This window comes from Acidovorax sp. Root267 (assembly GCF_001429215.1).
GTDB lineage: Bacteria > Pseudomonadota > Gammaproteobacteria > Burkholderiales > Burkholderiaceae_C > Acidovorax > Acidovorax radicis.
Genome location: NZ_LMJC01000012.1, coordinates 544,041 through 561,448, shown reverse-complemented (window position 1 = coordinate 561,448; position 17,408 = coordinate 544,041). Strand labels below are relative to the sequence as shown.

General features: G+C 67.3%; 18 protein-coding genes. 5 read left to right on the top strand and 13 right to left on the bottom strand.

All coding sequences use genetic code 11. The features are described from left to right. Positions 1–10: 10 nt before the first annotated feature. Positions 11–955, bottom strand: coding sequence for a LysR substrate-binding domain-containing protein (locus ASE39_RS12080; protein ID WP_057271279.1), 945 nt, complete (start codon positions 953–955; stop codon positions 11–13). A 106-nt stretch (positions 956–1,061) separates the two neighbouring features. On the opposite strand from ASE39_RS12080, the gene ASE39_RS12075 reads away from it, so the two are divergent. Beyond that, entirely contained in the window at positions 1,062–1,946 is an 885-nt protein-coding gene (locus ASE39_RS12075) for an N-formylglutamate amidohydrolase (RefSeq protein ID WP_057271278.1), read from the top strand. Positions 1,947–1,967: 21 nt separating this feature from the next. Next, positions 1,968–2,966, top strand: a complete 999-nt coding sequence (locus ASE39_RS12070; RefSeq protein ID WP_057271277.1) for a tripartite tricarboxylate transporter substrate binding protein — start codon at positions 1,968–1,970, stop codon at positions 2,964–2,966. Positions 2,967–2,990: 24 nt separating this feature from the next. Here the strand turns inward: ASE39_RS12070 and ASE39_RS12065 are convergent, their stop codons facing one another. Both ASE39_RS12065 and ASE39_RS12060 read right to left on the bottom strand, forming a co-directional pair. Then, complete coding sequence (locus ASE39_RS12065) at positions 2,991–3,479, bottom strand: NUDIX hydrolase (protein ID WP_057271467.1); 489 nt, start codon at positions 3,477–3,479, stop codon at positions 2,991–2,993. Positions 3,480–3,553: 74 nt separating this feature from the next. After that, positions 3,554–4,486, bottom strand: coding sequence for a DMT family transporter (locus ASE39_RS12060; protein ID WP_057271276.1), 933 nt, complete (start codon positions 4,484–4,486; stop codon positions 3,554–3,556). An 83-nt stretch (positions 4,487–4,569) separates the two neighbouring features. Between ASE39_RS12060 and gcvA the strand changes: the two genes are divergently transcribed. Then, positions 4,570–5,469 carry a transcriptional regulator GcvA gene (gcvA, locus tag ASE39_RS12055; protein ID WP_057271275.1) on the top strand — a complete coding sequence of 300 codons (900 nt, stop codon included), beginning with the start codon at positions 4,570–4,572 and terminating at the stop codon, positions 5,467–5,469. On the opposite strand, the gene ASE39_RS12050 is transcribed toward gcvA, so the two are convergent. Next, entirely contained in the window at positions 5,442–5,957 is a 516-nt protein-coding gene (locus ASE39_RS12050) for a GNAT family N-acetyltransferase (RefSeq protein ID WP_057271274.1), read from the bottom strand. The genes gcvA and ASE39_RS12050 overlap by 28 nt on opposite strands. A 152-nt stretch (positions 5,958–6,109) precedes the next feature. Between ASE39_RS12050 and ASE39_RS12045 the strand changes: the two genes are divergently transcribed. Beyond that, positions 6,110–6,523, top strand: coding sequence for a nuclear transport factor 2 family protein (locus ASE39_RS12045; protein ID WP_140426756.1), 414 nt, complete (start codon positions 6,110–6,112; stop codon positions 6,521–6,523). 60 nt (positions 6,524–6,583) lie between these two features. On the opposite strand, the gene ASE39_RS12040 is transcribed toward ASE39_RS12045, so the two are convergent. The 6 genes from ASE39_RS12040 to ASE39_RS26890 all read right to left on the bottom strand — a co-directional run bounded on the left by ASE39_RS12040 (position 6,584) and on the right by ASE39_RS26890 (position 12,925). Beyond that, positions 6,584–7,285, bottom strand: a complete 702-nt coding sequence (locus tag ASE39_RS12040; protein WP_057271273.1) for a riboflavin synthase — start codon at positions 7,283–7,285, stop codon at positions 6,584–6,586. A 255-nt stretch (positions 7,286–7,540) separates the two neighbouring features. Next, complete coding sequence (locus ASE39_RS12035) at positions 7,541–8,896, bottom strand: esterase-like activity of phytase family protein (RefSeq protein ID WP_057271272.1); 1,356 nt, start codon at positions 8,894–8,896, stop codon at positions 7,541–7,543. A gap of 128 nt (positions 8,897–9,024) precedes the next feature. Next, a complete protein-coding gene (locus ASE39_RS12030; RefSeq protein ID WP_057271271.1) occupies positions 9,025–10,476 on the bottom strand; it encodes a diguanylate cyclase in 1,452 nt (483 codons plus the stop codon). A 252-nt stretch (positions 10,477–10,728) separates the two neighbouring features. Then, a complete protein-coding gene (locus tag ASE39_RS12025; protein WP_242421418.1) occupies positions 10,729–12,189 on the bottom strand; it encodes an MATE family efflux transporter in 1,461 nt (486 codons plus the stop codon). Further along, a complete protein-coding gene (locus tag ASE39_RS25835; protein ID WP_082615407.1) occupies positions 12,132–12,272 on the bottom strand; it encodes a L,D-transpeptidase in 141 nt (46 codons plus the stop codon). The genes ASE39_RS12025 and ASE39_RS25835 overlap by 58 nt, the downstream gene beginning before the upstream one ends. Continuing rightward, on the bottom strand, positions 12,236–12,925 hold the full coding sequence (locus tag ASE39_RS26890; RefSeq protein ID WP_199864271.1) for a L,D-transpeptidase: 690 nt from the start codon (positions 12,923–12,925) through the stop codon (positions 12,236–12,238). The genes ASE39_RS25835 and ASE39_RS26890 overlap by 37 nt, the downstream gene beginning before the upstream one ends. A 394-nt stretch (positions 12,926–13,319) precedes the next feature. On the opposite strand from ASE39_RS26890, the gene ASE39_RS12015 reads away from it, so the two are divergent. After that, entirely contained in the window at positions 13,320–13,571 is a 252-nt protein-coding gene (locus ASE39_RS12015; RefSeq protein WP_057271270.1) for a hypothetical protein, read from the top strand. A 37-nt stretch (positions 13,572–13,608) separates the two neighbouring features. On the opposite strand, the gene ASE39_RS12010 is transcribed toward ASE39_RS12015, so the two are convergent. The 3 genes from ASE39_RS12010 to ASE39_RS12000 all read right to left on the bottom strand — a co-directional run bounded on the left by ASE39_RS12010 (position 13,609) and on the right by ASE39_RS12000 (position 17,309). Beyond that, positions 13,609–15,303 (bottom strand): NAD(P)-binding protein, encoded by a 1,695-nt coding sequence (locus tag ASE39_RS12010; protein WP_057271269.1) that lies wholly within the window; start codon positions 15,301–15,303, stop codon positions 13,609–13,611. A 171-nt stretch (positions 15,304–15,474) separates the two neighbouring features. After that, positions 15,475–17,037 carry a polyamine aminopropyltransferase gene (locus ASE39_RS12005; protein ID WP_057227644.1) on the bottom strand — a complete coding sequence of 521 codons (1,563 nt, stop codon included), beginning with the start codon at positions 17,035–17,037 and terminating at the stop codon, positions 15,475–15,477. 50 nt (positions 17,038–17,087) lie between these two features. Beyond that, positions 17,088–17,309 carry a DUF350 domain-containing protein gene (locus ASE39_RS12000; protein WP_010464743.1) on the bottom strand — a complete coding sequence of 74 codons (222 nt, stop codon included), beginning with the start codon at positions 17,307–17,309 and terminating at the stop codon, positions 17,088–17,090. Positions 17,310–17,408 lie beyond the last annotated feature (99 nt).

Below are 17,408 nucleotides of genomic sequence, written 5' to 3'. Positions count from 1 at the left end.
ACCATGCAGGTCAGGCCATCTTCTTGCGCGCCACGCTGCCGCGTGCTGAAAAGCCGGCCCGTTCGCTGCTGGCCTGAGCCTCACCCAGCAGCCAGCGTGTGAACCGCGCGACCGCTTCGTTCTCGGCCAGTGCTGCACGGCTGCACAGGTAATAGCCCCGGTCCGTGTTCACGGCCGGGCTGAAGGGCAACACCAGCTGGCCCGACGCCAGTTCGGCTTCGATCAGCATGGGCTGGATCACCGTGACCCCCATGCCAGCACAGGCTGCAACGATCAGGTTGTTGCCCAAATCAAAGCCCGGGCCCAGCACGGGGGCTACGTCTATCCCTGCGGCCTTTTGCAGCCACAGCGCCCAATTGCCGGGAAAGTTGATGTGCAACAGCAGCGTTGCCTTGAGCAGATCACGCGGTTGGCGCAGCTTGGCCGCCAGCGCCGGGGTGCAAGCGGGCACGATCTCTCGCCCCGTCAGGTAGCGTGCACGGATGCCGCGCGGCCAAGCGCGCCCGGGGCGCTTCACATTGACCCACAGGTCCACGTCGTCGCGCGTGAAACTCTCATCGTGGTGGAACGGCCGCAGCTCGATCTCGATGTCCGGGTGCAGCGTGTGGAACTGGCCCAGCCGTGGGACAAGCCAGCGGGTGGCCAGGGTGGGTACTACGCTGACCCGCAGCCGACGCTTTGAAGCGCGCACCCCGAACCGGCTCACGGCGGTCTCCAGGCCTGCCACATGGGCCTCCACCAATTGCTGGAATTCGCGGCCCCGCGCCGTGGGTAGCACCCGGGGGCCGGAGCGGTCCAGCAGCGTGCATTCCAGCCGCTGCTCCAGCCGTTGCACTGCCCGGCTGACAGCCGCCTGGGTCACGAACAGCACACCCGCCGCCTGTCGAAAACTACCAAGCTGGCAGACCGCAAGAAAGGCGTGCAACTCGGGCAGCGAGGGGGACTTGAACTGCATGGTGGTGATTACATCCGGTTATCAGCGCAGATCAAATTGTCGTTTGCCCGCAGGCACTTGGCTCCCTACGCTTCGCCCATCTGTCCCACCTTGATTCCCGAGAACCATGCAGCTACCCGAAGCCCTTCTCCCCGCCGCGCCCGTCCAGGTGCTCCTGCCCGCCACCGATGCCGCTATCCCTTTGGTCTGCGACTCTCCGCACAGCGGCACCGACTATCCGCCCGACTTTGGCTATGCCGTCTCCACCGCAGATCTGCGCAAGTGCGAAGACACCCATGTGCACTGGCTGTGGGACGCCGTGCCGCGTGTGGGCGGCACGCTGGTGCACGCCACCTTTGCGCGCAGCTACATCGACCCGAACCGCCATGAGCACGACATCGACCCCACCATGCTGGCCGATGCCTGGCCCGGCAACACCGCCCCCACCGCCCGCACCCTGGAGCTGGGCATGGGGCTGGTTCCCAGCCACACCCCCACGCACCAGCCCATCTACGCGCGCCGCCTGTCGGCCCAGGAGGTGGCGCACCGCATAACCCACTACTGGCGCCCATACCAGCATGCGCTGGCGCAGGCACTGGAGGCCGCCGCCCAGCGTGGCCCGCGTTGGCACTTGAACTTGCATTCCATGCCCAGCAATGCCTACGAGCGGCTGGGCCGCGTGGCGCCCGGCCCGCTGGCCGACGTGGTGCTGGGCGACCTGAACGGTCGCAGCTGCAGCAGCGCATTCACCCAGCGCGTGGCCGAAGCTTTCCGCCGCCGCGGCTACTGCGTGGCCATCAACGACCCCTATGCAGGCCAGGAGCTGCTGCGCCGGTTCGGGGCGCCTTCGCGGGGTCATGAAAGCCTGCAGATCGAGATCAACCGGGCCATCTACCTGGACGAGCAGACGCGGGAGCCGCTGCCACACGCTAACCACGTGCGCGCTGACATCACCGACCTGCTGCACGAGATGGCCGCCCATATCCGCAGCGCTTGCCTGGACAACGCCTGATTTCAACCAAGAGGACCCACCATGCCCACCCCCATGAACCGCCGCCGCTTTATCGCATCGACCAGCGCCGTGACGAGCGCCATTGCCCTGCCGGCCCTGGCCCAGGCGCCCGACCGCTATCCCACACGTCCGATCACGCTGGTGGTGCCGTTTCCGCCCGGAGGCGCCGTAGACAACTCCGGCCGGGCGATAGCCGACAGGTTGGGCCGAGTGCTGGGGCAGCCCGTGATTGTGGAAAACAAAGGGGGCGCTGGCGGCACCATCGGCACCACGCAGGTGGCCAAGGCCCAGCCCGATGGCTACACGCTGATCGTCACCTCGCAGACCACGCATGTGATCAACCCCGCCCTGTCGCCCAGCCTGCCCTACGACGCGGTCAATGACTTCACCCCCATCACGCTGATTGATCGCCTGGCCAATGTGCTCTTGATCACCCCCGGCCTGCCCGTGAAGAACTTCGCCGAGTTCGTGAAATACGTGAAGGAGAACCCGGGCAAGCTGAACTACGCCTCGTCTGGGAACGGCTCGCTGGCCTATCTGAGCATGGAGCTGCTCAAGGCCAAGCTGGGGCTGTCCATCACCCACATCCCATACCGGGGCGCCGGCCCGGCGCTGACCGACCTGCAGGCGGGCCAAGTACACATGACCTGGAACAACCTGTCCTCCAACCTCAGCATGGTTCAGAACGGCCGCCTGCGCGCGCTGGCGGTGGCGTCACCGATCCGCACCCCCCAGCTGCCCGATGTGCCGACCTTCGACGAGCTGAAGTTGCCGGAGTTGAACCTCACATCGTGGACGGGGCTGGCGGCGCCCGCAAAAACGCCCGAACCGATCGTTGCGCAACTCTACGAAGCGATGCGCACGGTGCTTCGCGACCCACAAACGCTCAAGGCGTGGAACGATCGTGGCGCCATGCTCCCTGAAGCGGTGAAGCCCGTCGATTTCCGCAAGGAGATCCAGCAGCGCATCCAGTTTTACAAAAACATCGTGAAGACCCACAAGATCGCCGTGGACCAGTAGCCACTGTCGCACTGGCAGGGCCGGTCACTCGGCTGCAGGTTCGGTCACCGAGATGTCGGTATGCACCAGCGTCAGTGGAAACCGCTGGCCCGCCAGATAGTCCTCCAGGCCGCGCAGCAGCAGCGGGCTGCGGTGGCGCTCGGGGCATGCACGGATCTCGTCCGCCGTGAGCCACAGGGTGCGCACGATGCCAGTGTCGAGCGCGCGCCAATCGTGGTGGGTGCCGAGTGTGCCGGCAAACGCAAACCGCATGTAGGTGATGTCGTCGCCCGTGCGGGTTTTGGTGAAGCGGTTGAGGTACACGCCGATCAACGCCGTGGGCACAAAATCGTGGGCCGTCTCCTCCAGCACCTCGCGCGCGCAGGCCTGGATGGGCGACTCGCCCGGGTCCAGGTGGCCGGCAGGGTTGTTGAGCTTGAGGCCATCCGTGGTCTCTTCCTCGACCAGCAAAAAACGGCCATCGCGCTCAATGAGGGCGGCCACGGTGACGTTGGGTTTCCAGCGGTGGGGCATGGCGCGCATTATGACCAGCCGCCATGACGCGTGGCTGCCACGGCCTACCCTCGCTAACCCTCGCTAACCCTTGCTCAGCGCCGCACGGCGGCTGCAGGGGTGGACGCGGGCACTGCGGCTGCCGGCGCGGGCCGAAGCACCAGCCACAGCGCCACCGCGATCAGCACGCCACCCGCCGCATGGGCCAAGGTAGCCGCTTCGCCCAGCACCAGCCAGCCCCAGCCCACCCCGAACAGCGGGATCAGGAAAGTCACGGTGAGCGCCTTGACCGGGCCCACATCCGCGACAAGACGGAAGTACAGCACATAGGCGAATGAGGTACACAGCAGGCCCAGCGCCAGCATGGCGCCCCAGACGGCGGGGCCGGCCGAGAGCCAGGTCGCCACCGGCTGCTGCGCGGTCTGCCACAGTGCGAAAGGAGCCAGCGCCAACACTGCACCCCATTGGCTGCCCAGCGCCACCAGGCGACTGTCCAGTCCGCCGCGCTGGGTGATCCAGCGCCGCGTCAGGAAGCCGGAGAGGCCATAGCAGGCCGTGGCTACCAGGCAAGCAGCAATGCCGCCGAGCACCGGCATGGTGAGCACGACCGGCCCTGCCTGCGCGAGCACCGCGACCCCTCCCATGCCCAGCACTACCCCGCCCACGCGGGCCAGGGTAATGCGCTCACCAAAGGCCAGCGCTCCGATCACCACGGCCATGAGCGGCGTGGTGGCGTTGAGGATGGCGCTGTAGCCCGCCGGCAGCACGCGTGCGGCCAGTGCAAACATCAGAAAAGGTATGCCCGAATTGAAGACGCCCAGCATCAGCGCGGCACCGAGCTTGCCCTGGAACGCAGGCCGCAGCCGCACCAGGGCCAGCAACGCCAGCAGCCCGGCGGCGCCGAGCACCACGCGGCCGAAGGCGGTGGGCACCGCGCCCCACACCGGGGCAGCGATGCGCATGAACAAAAAGCTGCCGCCCCACAGGGCGGCCAGGGCGACAAAACGGAGCAGGCTGGGGAGGTCCATGCCGTAGATCTTCGACGCAGGGAAGAGCCAGAGCAAACCATTTATTCTCTACACCTGTTTAGCCAAACTATCCAGTCACCACCATGCGCCTGCCTCCCCTGATCGCTGTCCGCTTCTTCGAGGCCACGGCGCGCCACGCGAGCGTGCGGCGTGCGGCCGAAGAGCTGCACGTCACGCCCGGCGCCGTCTCGCAGCAGGTGCGCAAGCTCGAAGCCTTCCTGGGCTGCGCGCTGTTCGAGCGCCAGCCGCGTGGGCTGGCGCTCACGGCTGCCGGGCGCGACTACCAGGCCGCCTGCGCCGAGGGTCTGGCCGTGATCGGGCATGCCACCTCACGCATTGCATCGACGAACCGCCGGCATGCGGTGCTGGTGAGCTGCACGCCGGGCTTTGCGGTGCAATGGCTGGTGCCGCGCCTGCACGGTTTTTTGCAGCTGCACCCGGACGTGGACGTGCACGTGGGCAGCACCAACCGCGCGGTGGACCTGGCGGCCGAGGGCGTGCACTTTGCCGTGCGCCATGGGCAGGGCATCTATCCCGGCCTGCAGTCCGAGGTGCTGGTGGCCGACGACCTGGTGCCCGTGTGCAGCCCGCGCCTGCTGGCGCCGCGCAAGACAGCGCGCGTGGCCGACATCACCAGCGCCCGGCTGCTGCACGACGAGCACCGAGGCGATTGGCGGCTGTGGCGCGAGGCGCATGGCGTCACGGGCCTGGATTGCGAGGGCGGCATCGTCTTCGCGCACAACGCCGCCATCGAGGCCGCCGTGGCTGGCCGGGGTTTTGCACTGGTGCGGCGCGCGCTGGTGCAACAGGAACTGGCCGCGCGCGAGCTGGTCTGCGTGCACTGCAAGCCCCTGGCCACGCCGTTGGCCTACCACCTGGTGTACCGTCCCGAAGCCTTGATCGACCCCGCGCTGCGGCGTTTCCGCGACTGGATCATGGCGCAAGGAAGCGCTGATCAAGGGGTGAGTTCACGCACCATGTAGACCGCGCCGCCTCCATAGCTCGCCAGCCGTTCGCGCTGCGCGGCATCGGCCAGTGCTTGCACGGCATAGCCTTGCCGCTCCCAGTATGCCTGCGAGCCCTGCACCGACACCAGCGCCGTATGCCGCAGGCCCCGGGCCTTGGCCTCTTTCCACATCGGCTGCAGCAGCGCGCGGGCCAGGCCCTGGCCCGCGCATCCGGGCAGCACGGCCATGTCGTGCAGGTAGAGCGTATCGGGCTGCGGTACGGCCTCGAAGCCGCCATGCAGGGGCGTCACCTTGCCCCGCAACGACCGGTAGGCCGCCAGGTACGCGCAGACCACGCCCGCGCGCTCGAGCACCAGCGAACAATTGGCCGGACTGGCCAGGCGGGCTGCAAAAACCTCGCGGCTCTCCACGAAGCCCGCGCCATAGCAGGCCAGTTGCACGGCGAGCAGGCCTGGCAGGTCCTGCACTGCCAGGGGGCGGACGAGAGGTGTGGAAGAAAGCATCGGGGCACGGTGTTCAGAAAATGCCGGGACCTGGATGATAGGGACGCGCATGACCTGCGGGGCTATCGACGCCGTTCAGGCTCCTTCGAACAATGACCCCAGGCCGCAGGCACTCCGCGCACGGCCCGTCCCACCCCTACAAGGAGCTTGCCATGAACACCGTCGAAACCCTGGAGCACCCCACAACCACCCCCACCGCCGCCACGGCCGCACCCGATCTGGCCGCGCGCTACATCGCGGCCTGGAACGCTACCGAAGGAGCACAGCGCGACCACCTGGTGCGCAGCACCTTCAGCAGCGACGTGCAGTACCAGGACCCCATGATGGAAGGCCAGGGCCACGACGGCCTGACCGCACTGATTGCGGGTGCCCAGCAGCGGTTTGCCGGCCACCGCTTCACGCTGCTGGGCACACCCGAGGGGCACCATGATGTGGTGCGTTTTTCGTGGGCGCTGGCGGCCGAGGGTGCAGAACCCGTGGCGCGCGGCACCGATGTGGCGGAGATCGACGCACATGGCCGTATGCGCCGGGTGACCGGTTTTCTGGACTACGTGGCCGGGGCCTGAACGCGCCCGTTTTTTCGGCCAACGCAAGCGCCAACAGAACGCGTTGACGATTTCAAGCCCTCACTTCAGCACCGGCGGCTGCACGAAGTCTTCGAGCGACAGGCCCTTTTCCTTGAGCAGGGCCTCCAGCACCGGCTGCAGCCGGCCCAGGCTCTCCTGCACGGCTTCGCGCACGGTGTCCACCACCACCTGGGTGCTGCGCTCGATCTCGATGTTCAGGCGGTCGCCGACCTGCTTGTGTTCAAACACCGTCGCGCGGCGTGTTTCAGGAATCATCCAGATCTCGAACCAGCCCTCCTGCCGGTTCACCTCGGCCACCGTGAGGCTGGCGCCGTGGATGGCGATGTAGCCCTTGGCGAAGACATAGCGGCGAAACGCCTCGGGCACGGCCACGCGCCACACCAGGTTGTTGTCGAACTCGCGGCGCTCGATGAGCGTGCCGGTGAAGTCCACATGGCCCGACAGCGGGTGGCCGCCGATCTCGGCGCCGTCCTTGGCCGCGCGCTCCACGTTCACGCGGTCACCTTGGCCGTAGCTGCCCAGCGTGGTGATGTTCAGGCTCTGCAGCATCACATCGAAGTTGGCCTGCGTGGGCGACAGGATTTCGGTGACCGTGAGGCACACACCGTCGGTGGCCACACTGGCGCCAATGGCCAGGTCCTGGCAAAAGCCCTCGGGGAAATCGAGCGTGAAGGTGCGCAGCCCTGCGCGGTCGTGGATGGCGGCAATACCTGCCGTGGCTTGGACGATGCCTGTGAACATGGTGGCGCGGCTTGTGGAGCGTTGGAACGGGAACCGGGAATTTTGCCACCCGCAGCATTCAAAGGTGCCCCAAGGGTTGGAGCCCCCACACACCGGTCTTTCCGGGGCATCGCACCCGTCTGCAGCGCTCAAAACTGGCGCGACCCAGGCCAGGGCAGCCGAGCAAGGGCCGCCCCGCAGCGAGGGCTGCGTCCCCCTGCCCGCGCGCAGCGCGAGAGCGGGGGAAGACGCGAAGCGTCTCAGGGGGGGTGCCCCTTACCTTGCGCGCAGCAGCTCGCCCACTTCCAGCAGCACCAGCTCGTTGTCGTCGGCCTTGTTGGGCTCGCGGCTGCTGCTGAAGGGCAGGTTGTTGTCGTTGCCCACCACGATGTGCGTGGCGTCCACCACGTCCACGTTCTCGATGGTGAAGAACGGGAAGGTCAACACGCCATTGTTCAGGGGCTTCCTGGCCAGGCGCTGCGGGTCCTGGATGTTCATGAGGTCGATGTAGCCGATCTTGCGCATCTCGCCGCCCACGTTCGCGTCGCTCATCTCGACCTTGTAGACGCGCTTGAACTTGGCGAGATCGTGGAAGCAGTCGGTGCGCTTCTGGTCTGCGGGGCAGGCCTTGTCGGCCGTGCCTTCGCCGTTGTCGCGCTCGATGATGAGGCCCGTGGTGCCGTCGATCATGTTGAAGTCGCCAATGGCGTGGTGGTTGGCCTCCAGCACGTACTTCCAGTGGCGGCCCGTCCATTGCTCGGACTTCACGTCAAACTCCAGCACACGCAGGTACTGCTTGCCGCCCACGTTCTCATAGCCCTTGGCTTCGTCGCTCCACAGGGCGCCTTCGAGCAATGCATAGAGCTTGCTGCCGTCCTTGGACGAGGCCATGCCTTCGTAACCCTTGGAGCGCTTGACTTCAAACGGCGTGGGCTTGGCATCGGGCGCACCGGGCATCAGCACGCCGGGCGCGTCGGGCGAGCGCACAACCTTGCCATCCACCTGCGTCTCGAACACGGCCAGCACCTTGCCGTTCAGGTCGGCCTTGATGAGGAAGGGGCCAAACTCTTCGCCGATCCACAGTGCGCCACCGGCGAACTGGAAGCTTTCGGGGTCGAAGTCTGCGCCGGTCAGGTAGCGCTTGTCGGTGCCCTCGTGGGTGATGCGAAACGGCACCTTTTTGTCGGGGTCATGCAGGAACACCGTGTTCTTGCGGTTGAAGTGACCTGTCTTGAAATCCACGGTGTAGTGGTTCAGATACAGCATGAAATCGGGCGAGTTGGCCTTGGCACCCGCGCCGTTGTCGGTGAGGATCCAGAACGATCCATCGGCCATGCGCTTGATGCCCGAGTGGCCCTGCACCGGCTGGCCCTGAAAGGGCAGCGCAACCCCTGTGTTGCGGCCGCCGGACAGGCCGGGCACCGAACCCACGGCCTCCACGCGGCGCGGCGTGGTGAACTTGCCACTGACCTGCAGGTCCTGAGGCGCGTCCTTGGGCGCGGCGATCACGGTGAAGGCAGGCAGCACGGCGTGGCCTGCCAGCGTGGCCGGATACGCCTGCTGGGCAAACGCGGTGGAGGAGGCAACGCACAGCAGCGCGGCACAAACGGCGAGGGAAGAGGGTCGGAACATGGTCACTGTGGGGCGAAGAGGAAACCCGCAACCATGCCGCGCCGATGTGACGTGGTGGTGAACGCACCGTGACGTGCCCATGACGCCCATGGCGCGGCCCACCACAAGCGCGGCGGGGCGCGCGGCGGCTATGCCTGCGAAGCCTCTCCCACGGCCACCTGGTTGCGCCCGCTGTTCTTGGCACGGTACAGGGCCTTGTCTGCCTCGCCAATCAGCGCCTGGGCGCTCAGCCCGTCGCCAGGCCGGATGCTGGCCACGCCGCTGCTGATGCTGACCCACACGCCTGTGGAGCTGTGCTGGTGCGCAATCTGCAGCGCGGCCACCGCCTTCTGGGCGGCGTGGGCAATGTGCACGGCGCCTTCGCGGTCCGTATCGGGCAACACCATCGCAAATTCTTCGCCCCCATAGCGCGCGGCCAGGTCGGCCGGACGCTGGCAGCAAGTGTCCAGTGCGCGGGCAATCGATTTCAGGCACTCGTCTCCGGCCTGGTGTCCATACGCGTCGTTGAAGTCCTTGAAATGGTCCACATCCACCAGGACCAGCGCAAGGTGCCGATGGTGGCGCACGGCAACGGCCAGATGCTCTGCCAGGTGCGTGTCAAAAGAACGCCGGTTGGCAAGCCGGGTCAGCCCATCCTTCATCGAGATCTGCCACAGGGTGTCGTTGGCGACCCGCAGCTCGGCGGTGACCTGCATCAGCCGCGCATGCTGGCGCGCCGTTTCGCTGAGCAGCACGATCAGCAGGAAGCCTGCCGCCAGCAAGCCATAGATGCGCCCCACATACCAGCCCAGGTCGTAGCGGCCGGTATTGAGCACGGCCGCCAAGGCGATGTCGAAGACCCACACGCTCATCACGACGTGGAGCCATACATCCAGCACCGTGTGGGGCTTGCCGCGCCACAGCCTCCCCAGGGCGGCCAGGCTCAACAGCCAGATGCCCACCAGGAACACCTTGCCCACGACCGTGGTGCGGTCGCCCGCCATGAACATGGGCAAAAAGGCATGCCCCGATGTGGCAAAGGCGGTGAACAGCACCACCACCAACACCACCAGCGCCACCACGCCCGCAATGCCTTGCCAGGGCTTGGCCCGCGCCACCCGCACCAGTGCGGGCAGCCGCAGCGGCCCCTTCCTGGCGGATGCATACGCCATCACGGCCAGCGGAAACCCCGTGTGCCACAACATGTACAAGGCCGACGAGGTCTGCGGGCCAGAACCGAGCAGCCCCGACGGCGCAAAGAGGCCTGGGAAAATCAGGGCATAGGCGGTGGTGGAAGTCGCCGTGAACAGGTAGCCCCCCGCCAGCACCAGCAGCGCCGCCGACCGCAACACCCGGTACTGGCCGAACAGCAGGACGGCGGTGATGAGATCGCAGATCACCAGGGCGGTGACATAGATCGGGATGAAGGAAGGAAACGGGCCCAGTGGAATTCTGGCGAACCCCACTGCCACCACAAACAGCGCCGCCGATACAAAAATGGTGGCAAAAGCGAACCCCGTCTCCCGGGAGCCTGCGGGCTCGTTGGAGAGGTACGCCGAAGGCGACCAGGGGTGCTGCACGGGGACATAGTTGGCTGGCATGGACCACTCCAACTGACGGGCAATTCCGCTGCCAGTCTACGCCGGTGTACCAGGAATAGCCATGGGGGTCAGACCGCGCAAACGCCTCATTTTTCTGCGGAGGGCGCGCACCCGGCGCGAGCACTCCGGGCACGGCCCGAACAGCAAGGTGGCGTCTGCCACGCCTTTTTCCAGAACGCTCTTCATTTGATAGCTGCTGGCGCTTATTCAATCAGCGTCACAGCCTCATTTTCATCAAATTTCAGTTCAGTATCAGACCAGGCGATGCGGCAAGCCCTTGCGCCGCCACACGCCATGGAAGTACAGCCCCTGCAGCACCAGGGCACACAGGTAGGTGGCCGGATAGGCCGCCCAGGTGGCCACCAGGCCAAACTGGCGCCCCAGCAGCCAGCCCAGCGGCACGAGCAGGCATGCCAGACAACCGAGCGAAATGAGCGTGGGCGCCAGCACGGTGCCACTGGCGCGCATCACGCTGGAATACACGCTGGCCCACCCAAAGAACACCGCGCCCCACACCGTGAGATGCAGCACACGTGCAGCGATGTCGGTCACGCGGGCGTCGGCCACAAACAGGCCCACCACCCAGGGCGCGGCGCCGAACATCAGCACCGCCAGGCCGCCCGTGAGCAACAGGTTCATGCGCATGCCGGTGCGCGTGACAGCCACCACCTCGTGGCCCTGGCCCGCACCAATGGCCTGCGCCGCGAACACCGACGACGCAATGGCCACCGCCATCGCCGGGAACAGCACATACGACATGACCTGGCTGGCCGCGCCCCAGGCCGCCGTGGCCGCTGAGCCATGCGCGTTGACCAGACTCAGCAGGCCCAGGTCCGCCAGAGAACCTGTGATGAAAAACAACCCCGTGGGCACGCCCAGACGAAGGAGGGTGCGCAGCAAGGCCGCGTCCAGCCGCATCTGCCCCGCCAGCGCCCGCGTGGGGGCCAGCACATGCGCGCGGCGCCGCAGGTGCCAGGCCGTCCAGCCCAGCGACGCCAGCGTGGCCAGCAACAGCGCGGCCACCCCGCCCAGAATGCCCAGCGCAGGCAACCCGATGGCGGGCACGCCCCGGATGAACAGCGGCGCCAGCACCACCGTGGCCGACAGCGACACCACCAGCGCGCGCAGCGGTGTCACGGTGTCGCCCGTGCCGCGCAGCAGCGCCGCCGTGAGCATGGAGGTGAACAGCACTGGAAACAGCGCCATCATGGCCCGCGCATACACCACCGCCTGGGGCAGCACATCGGCGGGCGTGCCCAGCGCCACCATCACGGGGCGCGCCACCACCATACCCACGGTGCCCAGCACGAGGCCCAGCACCATGCCAGCGCACAGCGTGGTCCCCGCCACGGCGCGCAGCCGCGCAGGGTTGCGCGCGCCAAAGGCCTGGCCAACGAGGATGGATGCCCCATTGCCCAGGCCAAAGATGAAGGCGCTGAGCAGCAGGAACAGCGGCATGAACGACGCCACGGCCGCCAGCGAGCCCGCGCCCAGCAGCCGCCCCACGTAGATGTGGTTCACCGTGCCGGTAAGCGCCTGCAGGATGTTGGTGAGCACCAAGGGGCCGAGAAAAACGAGGAAGCGGCGGTCGAGTGAAAGCGGTGCGGCCACCGCGGGCGGTACAGGCGCCGGGCTGTGGGGAGGAGCCTTGTCCGTCATGGCGCTGTACCGGCTGGCGGCGAAGTGGCCGGTGTTCCATCGATGTGCACCCACGTGCCCACCGGGACCCGGTCAAACAGGTCGATCACATCGGCATTGGTCATGCGCACGCAGCCGTGCGAGGCGGGCACGCCCATGGGGAGCCCTTCAGGACAGCCGTGGAGGTAGATGTAAGAACCTGTTCAAGGTCTTTTCGGGGTCGCACAAGTGCCTTGCCGGGATGGGATGCAAGGCGCGGGGCGCAGCCAATAGCCCGTGCTATTGGCAAGCACCGCAACGCCGCAGACCGCCCGGCAAGGCACTTGCCCGAAGGGTTGGAGTGAAATCGGGCGATTGGAAGCCTCGTCTGCTTGCATGGGCACGAGCCCATGCGGCGCATCCGAAGCATCCACTCATCCCGATTGCACTCCAATGCGATCCCCGAAAAGACCTTGAACAGGTTCTCACGGCGCAGCGTGTCCACCGCACCGCCCCGGTTGACGCCGGGCGTGCAGCCGGTGAGCCACAGAATGCGGCTCAGGATCCAGTCGCGCCCCGGGTGCTGGGCGGCCAGCGCGGGTGAATAGATTTCGCCCGTGGCGCGGCGCCCCACAAACACCGTGCCCGGCGCGCAGCCCGCGCCCACCTTGGCCCGCACGCGGTGTGCGCCGCGCGGGGTGCAGCCGCTGCCGCTGCGTTCGCCCACGCCGTTCAGGGCGGTCGATACCGGGTAGCTGCGCTCGATGGCGCCGTCCACCACCACGTCCAGCTGCTGCCGCGCCACGTGGATGTGCAGTTCGGTGCCCGCCATCGTGTTCGTTCAACCCGCTGCCATCCGCCAGGCCCCATGGCCACGCGTGAAGGCCTCTGCCAACACCGAATCGCCGGCCCCATCGCGGTGCACAAACAGGCTTGTTGCAAGTGTCAGTATCCAGAGCATTTGCTCACCATTTGATAGCTACTTGCGCTTTACTGTCAAGCGCTACAGGCCAATTTTTCATGAAAATTGCTGCCTGCCCGACACCGGAATGGACATGGCATGCCCACAGGACATGATGTCCACTGCCACCGGGTTACTGCGTTCGATGCCGATACTCAGGCGGTCCCCCACCGGCTTGATTTCATGGACCTTTTGCCGCGCCGGGGAATCACACCGGTCCCGCTGCCCACACGCACCCCGCCACCCCACCGCCGAACCCACCCGCATGGACACCCTTTCCACATTGCAATCCCTCGGACTGGAACTGCCCAGCCCGGCCTACATCGCGGGCGCCGTCGTGTTCGGCCTTATCGGCATGGCCGCGTACTGGCACGGCAAAAAAACACCGCAGCGGCGCACGCGCTGGTGGGGCGTGGCGCTCATGTTCTACCCCTACGCCATCTCGCTCACGTGGATGCTGTATGCCGTGGGCGTGGCGTTGTGCCTGGGCCTGTGGTGGGATGTGCAGCGCGCGTAGCGGTGCGCCTTGCCCGTCGTCGCCCCCCTTCACCCACTCACCCCGCCGCCACCAGCCCGGCCCCATGCCCGCGCGTGAAGGCCTCTTCCAGCACCGAGTAGCCGGACCAGTCGCTGTGCGCAAACGACAGCCGCGCCGTGGCGGGGGTGGGAATCCAGGGCACTTGCTCCCCATTTGATAGCTGTTTGCGCTTACCAGATAAGCGCTGGAGGCCAATTTTGCTTAAAAACCCGAGCATTCCCGGCGTAGGGATGGCCATGGCGTGGCCGTAGCGGGTGATGTCCACGCGCGTGGCGCGCTGTCGCAGGTCGGGATGGGGTACGGCCAGGGTGGCCAGCACAGCCTCGGCCCACGGTTGCCAGGGCTGGGTGGCCAGTTGCTGGCGGCCGTCGGGCACGTCGCCCAGCGCCTGGTAGTAGGTGAGCACCGTGGGCCCGGCCAGAGCGGCGCGGGTGTCCAGCCGCTGGTGCCCGGCGTTCACATACCCCAGGCCGCCGGCGGTGGGGTCGGCGTAGAGCACGTTGTCCCACGCGGGCGCGGCGCCGGGGCGGTCGGTGAGGGGGCTGTCGATGTGGATATTGGCCACCAGCCAGGGGGCCGACTGCAGGCGCTGCGCCGCGCCGGTCAGGAAGGCGGGCGGGCTTTGCACCACACGCGCCGCCACGAACACCGGCAGCGCCACGATGCAGCGCGGCGCCTGCCACCGCTCCACGCTGTCGGTGGCGTGGTTGAAGGCATCCACCTCCACGCCGTGGCGGGTTTCGGTAATGCGCAGCACGCTGGTGGCGGTGCGCAGCTGGCCTCCGGCGCGCAGGGGCTCGGCCAGGCGCTGGGTGATCCAGCCATTGCCTTCGGGCCAGGTCAGCACGCTTTCACGGGCCTCGTCCGCCGCCTCGCCGGGGGCGTGAAAACCGTGGCGGCTGGCAAAGTAGTGGATGCCCGCCCAGGCCGAAACCCGCGCCGCGCCCGCGCCGTAGTCGTCGCGGCAGCAGTAGTTCAGGTACCAGAGCAGGTGCTCGTCGTCAAAGCCCTCTTGCGCCAGCCAGGCGGCAAACGTCAGTGCATCCAGCGCCTGGTGGGGCTTGGCCAGCGGCTTGCCCGGGCCCAGCGACCGCAGCACGGGCATGGTGAAACGCGCGGCTTTGGCTGCGTCGTCCACCGCCTGCGCAAAGCGGCGGTACTGGGCCAGCGTGGTGTCCGGCACCCCGTGCGCGGGCAGTAGGCCTTCCTGCCACTCGCCCTCAAAGAAAAGCCGCTCCTGCGGGCTGTGGCACAGGTGGCGTTCGTCATAGCGCCAACGGCCCGCCACGCGCTGGCGCAAGCCCAGCTCTTCCAGCAGATCCTGCACTTCGCGCGCATCGTCGCCGGGCACCGGCAGGTAGTGCGCGCCAAGCGGGCAGGCAATGCCCTGCACGGCCCCGCCCCGGCTGTTGCCGCCCGCACTGTCTTCCAGCTCCAGCAGCGCGAAGTCCTCCACCCCGGCCAGCCGCAGCGACCGCGCCGCCGCCAGCCCCGCCACACCGCCGCCCGCGATGATGACCTGCGCGCGCCGCACCACGGCCGGTGCGGGCCAGGTGCCGGCCTTGAGCCGATCGCGCAGCTGGTGGCCCCGCGCCATGTCGATGCCGGTGAAGCCGCCTTCCAAGACGCGAGGGGCCTTGTCGCAACCCGGCAGGAGCACCGCGGCGGCAGTCGAGGCGGCGGCGGTGGCTAGGAAATGGCGACGTTGCATGGCGTCAGTGTCTCCGGGTGTACGCAACGCCTGCGCCGCTTGCGACCGGCGCGGCCCAGACCAGCGGCCCCCGCGCAAGGGCCGCCCCGCCGCGCTGGGGGCGTCCCCCTGCCCGCTGCGCGCAGCGCTGCGAGAGCGGGGGGAAGACGCGAAGCGGCTCAGGGGGGCTTCTCAATGTTTTCCCCACTCGCGCTCGTACGTGTGCACCAGCGCCTGGTTCGACAGCCGATTCACTTCGGCAGGCACCCGCGCCATGTCGCGCGGAAAATCGAACAGCAGGGGCAGCGAGTCGGTGCCCAGAAAACGCAGGCCGTCGGGCAAGGCCTCGGGCAGGCGCCAGGGCCTGCGGCTCGCGATGATGAAGCCCCATTCGCCAAAGCTGGGCACGTGCGCGTGGTAAGGCGCAGTGTGCAAGCCCACGGACTCGATGGTCTGCACCACCGTCCAGTAACTTTTGCGCGCCACCAGCGGGGACGTGGTCTGCACCACCGCGTAGCCACTGGCCGCCAGGCGTTTGTCCAGCAGCGCATAAAAGCTGTTGGTGTAGAGCTTGCCGATCGAGAAGTTGGTGGGGTCGGGAAAGTCCACCACGATGACGTCAAAAGTGTCCGCCCCCTCCTGCAGCCAGCCAAAGGCATCTGTGTTGACGATCTTCACCTTGGGGTTCTGCAAGGCGTTGCCGTTCAGGCGTGCGAGCGTGGGGTTCTCGCTGAAGATTTTTGTCATGGCCGGGTCCAGTTCGACCAGCGTCACGGACTCGACCGAGGGGTACTTGAGGATCTCGCGCACGGCCATGCCGTCGCCACCGCCCAGCACCGCCACTCGTTTGGGCGCACCGTGTGCCGACATGGCGGGGTGCACCAGGGCTTCGTGGTAGCGGTACTCGTCGGCCTGCGCAAACTGCAGGTTGCCGTTGAGGTACAGCCGGTGCCCCACGCGCCCCTGCGTGACCACGATACGCTGGTAAGGCGACGCGGTGCTGAAGACGATGCGGTCCTGGTAGAACTTGTCTTCGGCCACGCTGGTGATGTGCTCAGCCCCCGCCAGAGCGGCCAGCAGGATGCCCAGCACCATCACGCAGGCCACCAGGTGCGCCTTCAGGCGCCGCAGCTCGTGCCTAAACAGCCACACCGCCCACAGCGCCACGGCCGCGTTCATCACCCCGAACAGCAGCCCCGTGCGGATGAGCCCCAGGTGCGGCACCAGCAGCAGCGGGAACGCCAGCGACACCGCCAGCGCGCCCAGGTAGTCGAACGTGAGCACCTGGGAGACCAGGTCCTTGAGGGCCACATTGCGCTTGAGGATGCGCATCACCAAGGGGATCTCCAGCCCCACCAGCGTGCCCACCATCAGCACCATGCCGTACAGCAGAAAGCGAAACGCGCCCGGCGCGTACGCGTTGGCCAGGAACAGCGTGGCAGGCAAGGCGCCGCCAATCAGCGCCACCAGCAATTCGATGCGCAAAAAGTGCGCTGGCAGCTGCCGCTCGAAGTACCGCGACAGCCACGAGCCCACGCCCATGGCGAACAGGTAGGTGCCGATGATGGTGCTGAACTGCAGCACCGAATCGCCCAGCACATAGGACGCGAGCGCACCCGCAGCCAGCTCGTACAGCAGCCCGCAGGCGGCCACGACGAACACGCTGATGAGCAGGGCGATTTCGATGGGGCGGGGGCCGGAGTGGGCGCCCGGGGCCTCGGACGGCGAGGCAGGAGAAGTCAGGTCGGATTGCAAGGCAGGTACCGGCGCGCCGCAGGGGCGCGCGCCGCTTCAGGCAAGGTGCGTCAGTGAATGGCTGCCGCCACGATGATGCTGATGCCCAGGCACATCGCCGCCACCACCAGCCCCAGGGCCTGGTTCTGCTTTTCGACGATTTCGCGCCACAGGTCGTAGGGGGTGATCTTGTCCACGATGACAAAACACAGCCAGAAAATGACCACGCCGATGATGGCGTAGAGGATGGACCCGAGGAACGCTGCGGGCTTGAGCCATTCGATGCCGATCATGATGGGATCTCCTTGAAACGGGTGTTTGTGGGTGGGTTGTCGGTCGGGCCAGGGGGCGTGGATCGGTCTGAAAGCGGGCGGCGGGGTCCGTCCAGTCGC

Bases quoted from the DNA above. Each gene is read 5' to 3' on its own strand.
- ASE39_RS12080 (WP_057271279.1), bottom strand. From the start codon at position 955: ATGCAGTTCAAGTCCCCCTCGCTGCCCGAGTTGCACGCCTTTCTTGCG.
- ASE39_RS12075 (WP_057271278.1), top strand. From the start codon at position 1,062: ATGCAGCTACCCGAAGCCCTTCTCCCCGCCGCGCCCGTCCAGGTGCTC.
- ASE39_RS12070 (WP_057271277.1), top strand. From the start codon at position 1,968: ATGCCCACCCCCATGAACCGCCGCCGCTTTATCGCATCGACCAGCGCC.
- ASE39_RS12065 (WP_057271467.1), bottom strand. From the start codon at position 3,479: ATGCCCCACCGCTGGAAACCCAACGTCACCGTGGCCGCCCTCATTGAG.
- ASE39_RS12060 (WP_057271276.1), bottom strand. From the start codon at position 4,486: ATGGACCTCCCCAGCCTGCTCCGTTTTGTCGCCCTGGCCGCCCTGTGG.
- gcvA (WP_057271275.1), top strand. From the start codon at position 4,570: ATGCGCCTGCCTCCCCTGATCGCTGTCCGCTTCTTCGAGGCCACGGCG.
- ASE39_RS12050 (WP_057271274.1), bottom strand. From the start codon at position 5,957: ATGCTTTCTTCCACACCTCTCGTCCGCCCCCTGGCAGTGCAGGACCTG.
- ASE39_RS12045 (WP_140426756.1), top strand. From the start codon at position 6,110: ATGAACACCGTCGAAACCCTGGAGCACCCCACAACCACCCCCACCGCC.
- ASE39_RS12040 (WP_057271273.1), bottom strand. From the start codon at position 7,285: ATGTTCACAGGCATCGTCCAAGCCACGGCAGGTATTGCCGCCATCCAC.
- ASE39_RS12035 (WP_057271272.1), bottom strand. From the start codon at position 8,896: ATGTTCCGACCCTCTTCCCTCGCCGTTTGTGCCGCGCTGCTGTGCGTT.
- ASE39_RS12030 (WP_057271271.1), bottom strand. From the start codon at position 10,476: ATGCCAGCCAACTATGTCCCCGTGCAGCACCCCTGGTCGCCTTCGGCG.
- ASE39_RS25835 (WP_082615407.1), bottom strand. From the start codon at position 12,272: ATGGGCGTGCCCGCCTCGCACGGCTGCGTGCGCATGACCAATGCCGAT.
- ASE39_RS26890 (WP_199864271.1), bottom strand. From the start codon at position 12,925: ATGGCGGGCACCGAACTGCACATCCACGTGGCGCGGCAGCAGCTGGAC.
- ASE39_RS12015 (WP_057271270.1), top strand. From the start codon at position 13,320: ATGGACACCCTTTCCACATTGCAATCCCTCGGACTGGAACTGCCCAGC.
- ASE39_RS12010 (WP_057271269.1), bottom strand. From the start codon at position 15,303: ATGCAACGTCGCCATTTCCTAGCCACCGCCGCCGCCTCGACTGCCGCC.
- ASE39_RS12000 (WP_010464743.1), bottom strand. From the start codon at position 17,309: ATGATCGGCATCGAATGGCTCAAGCCCGCAGCGTTCCTCGGGTCCATC.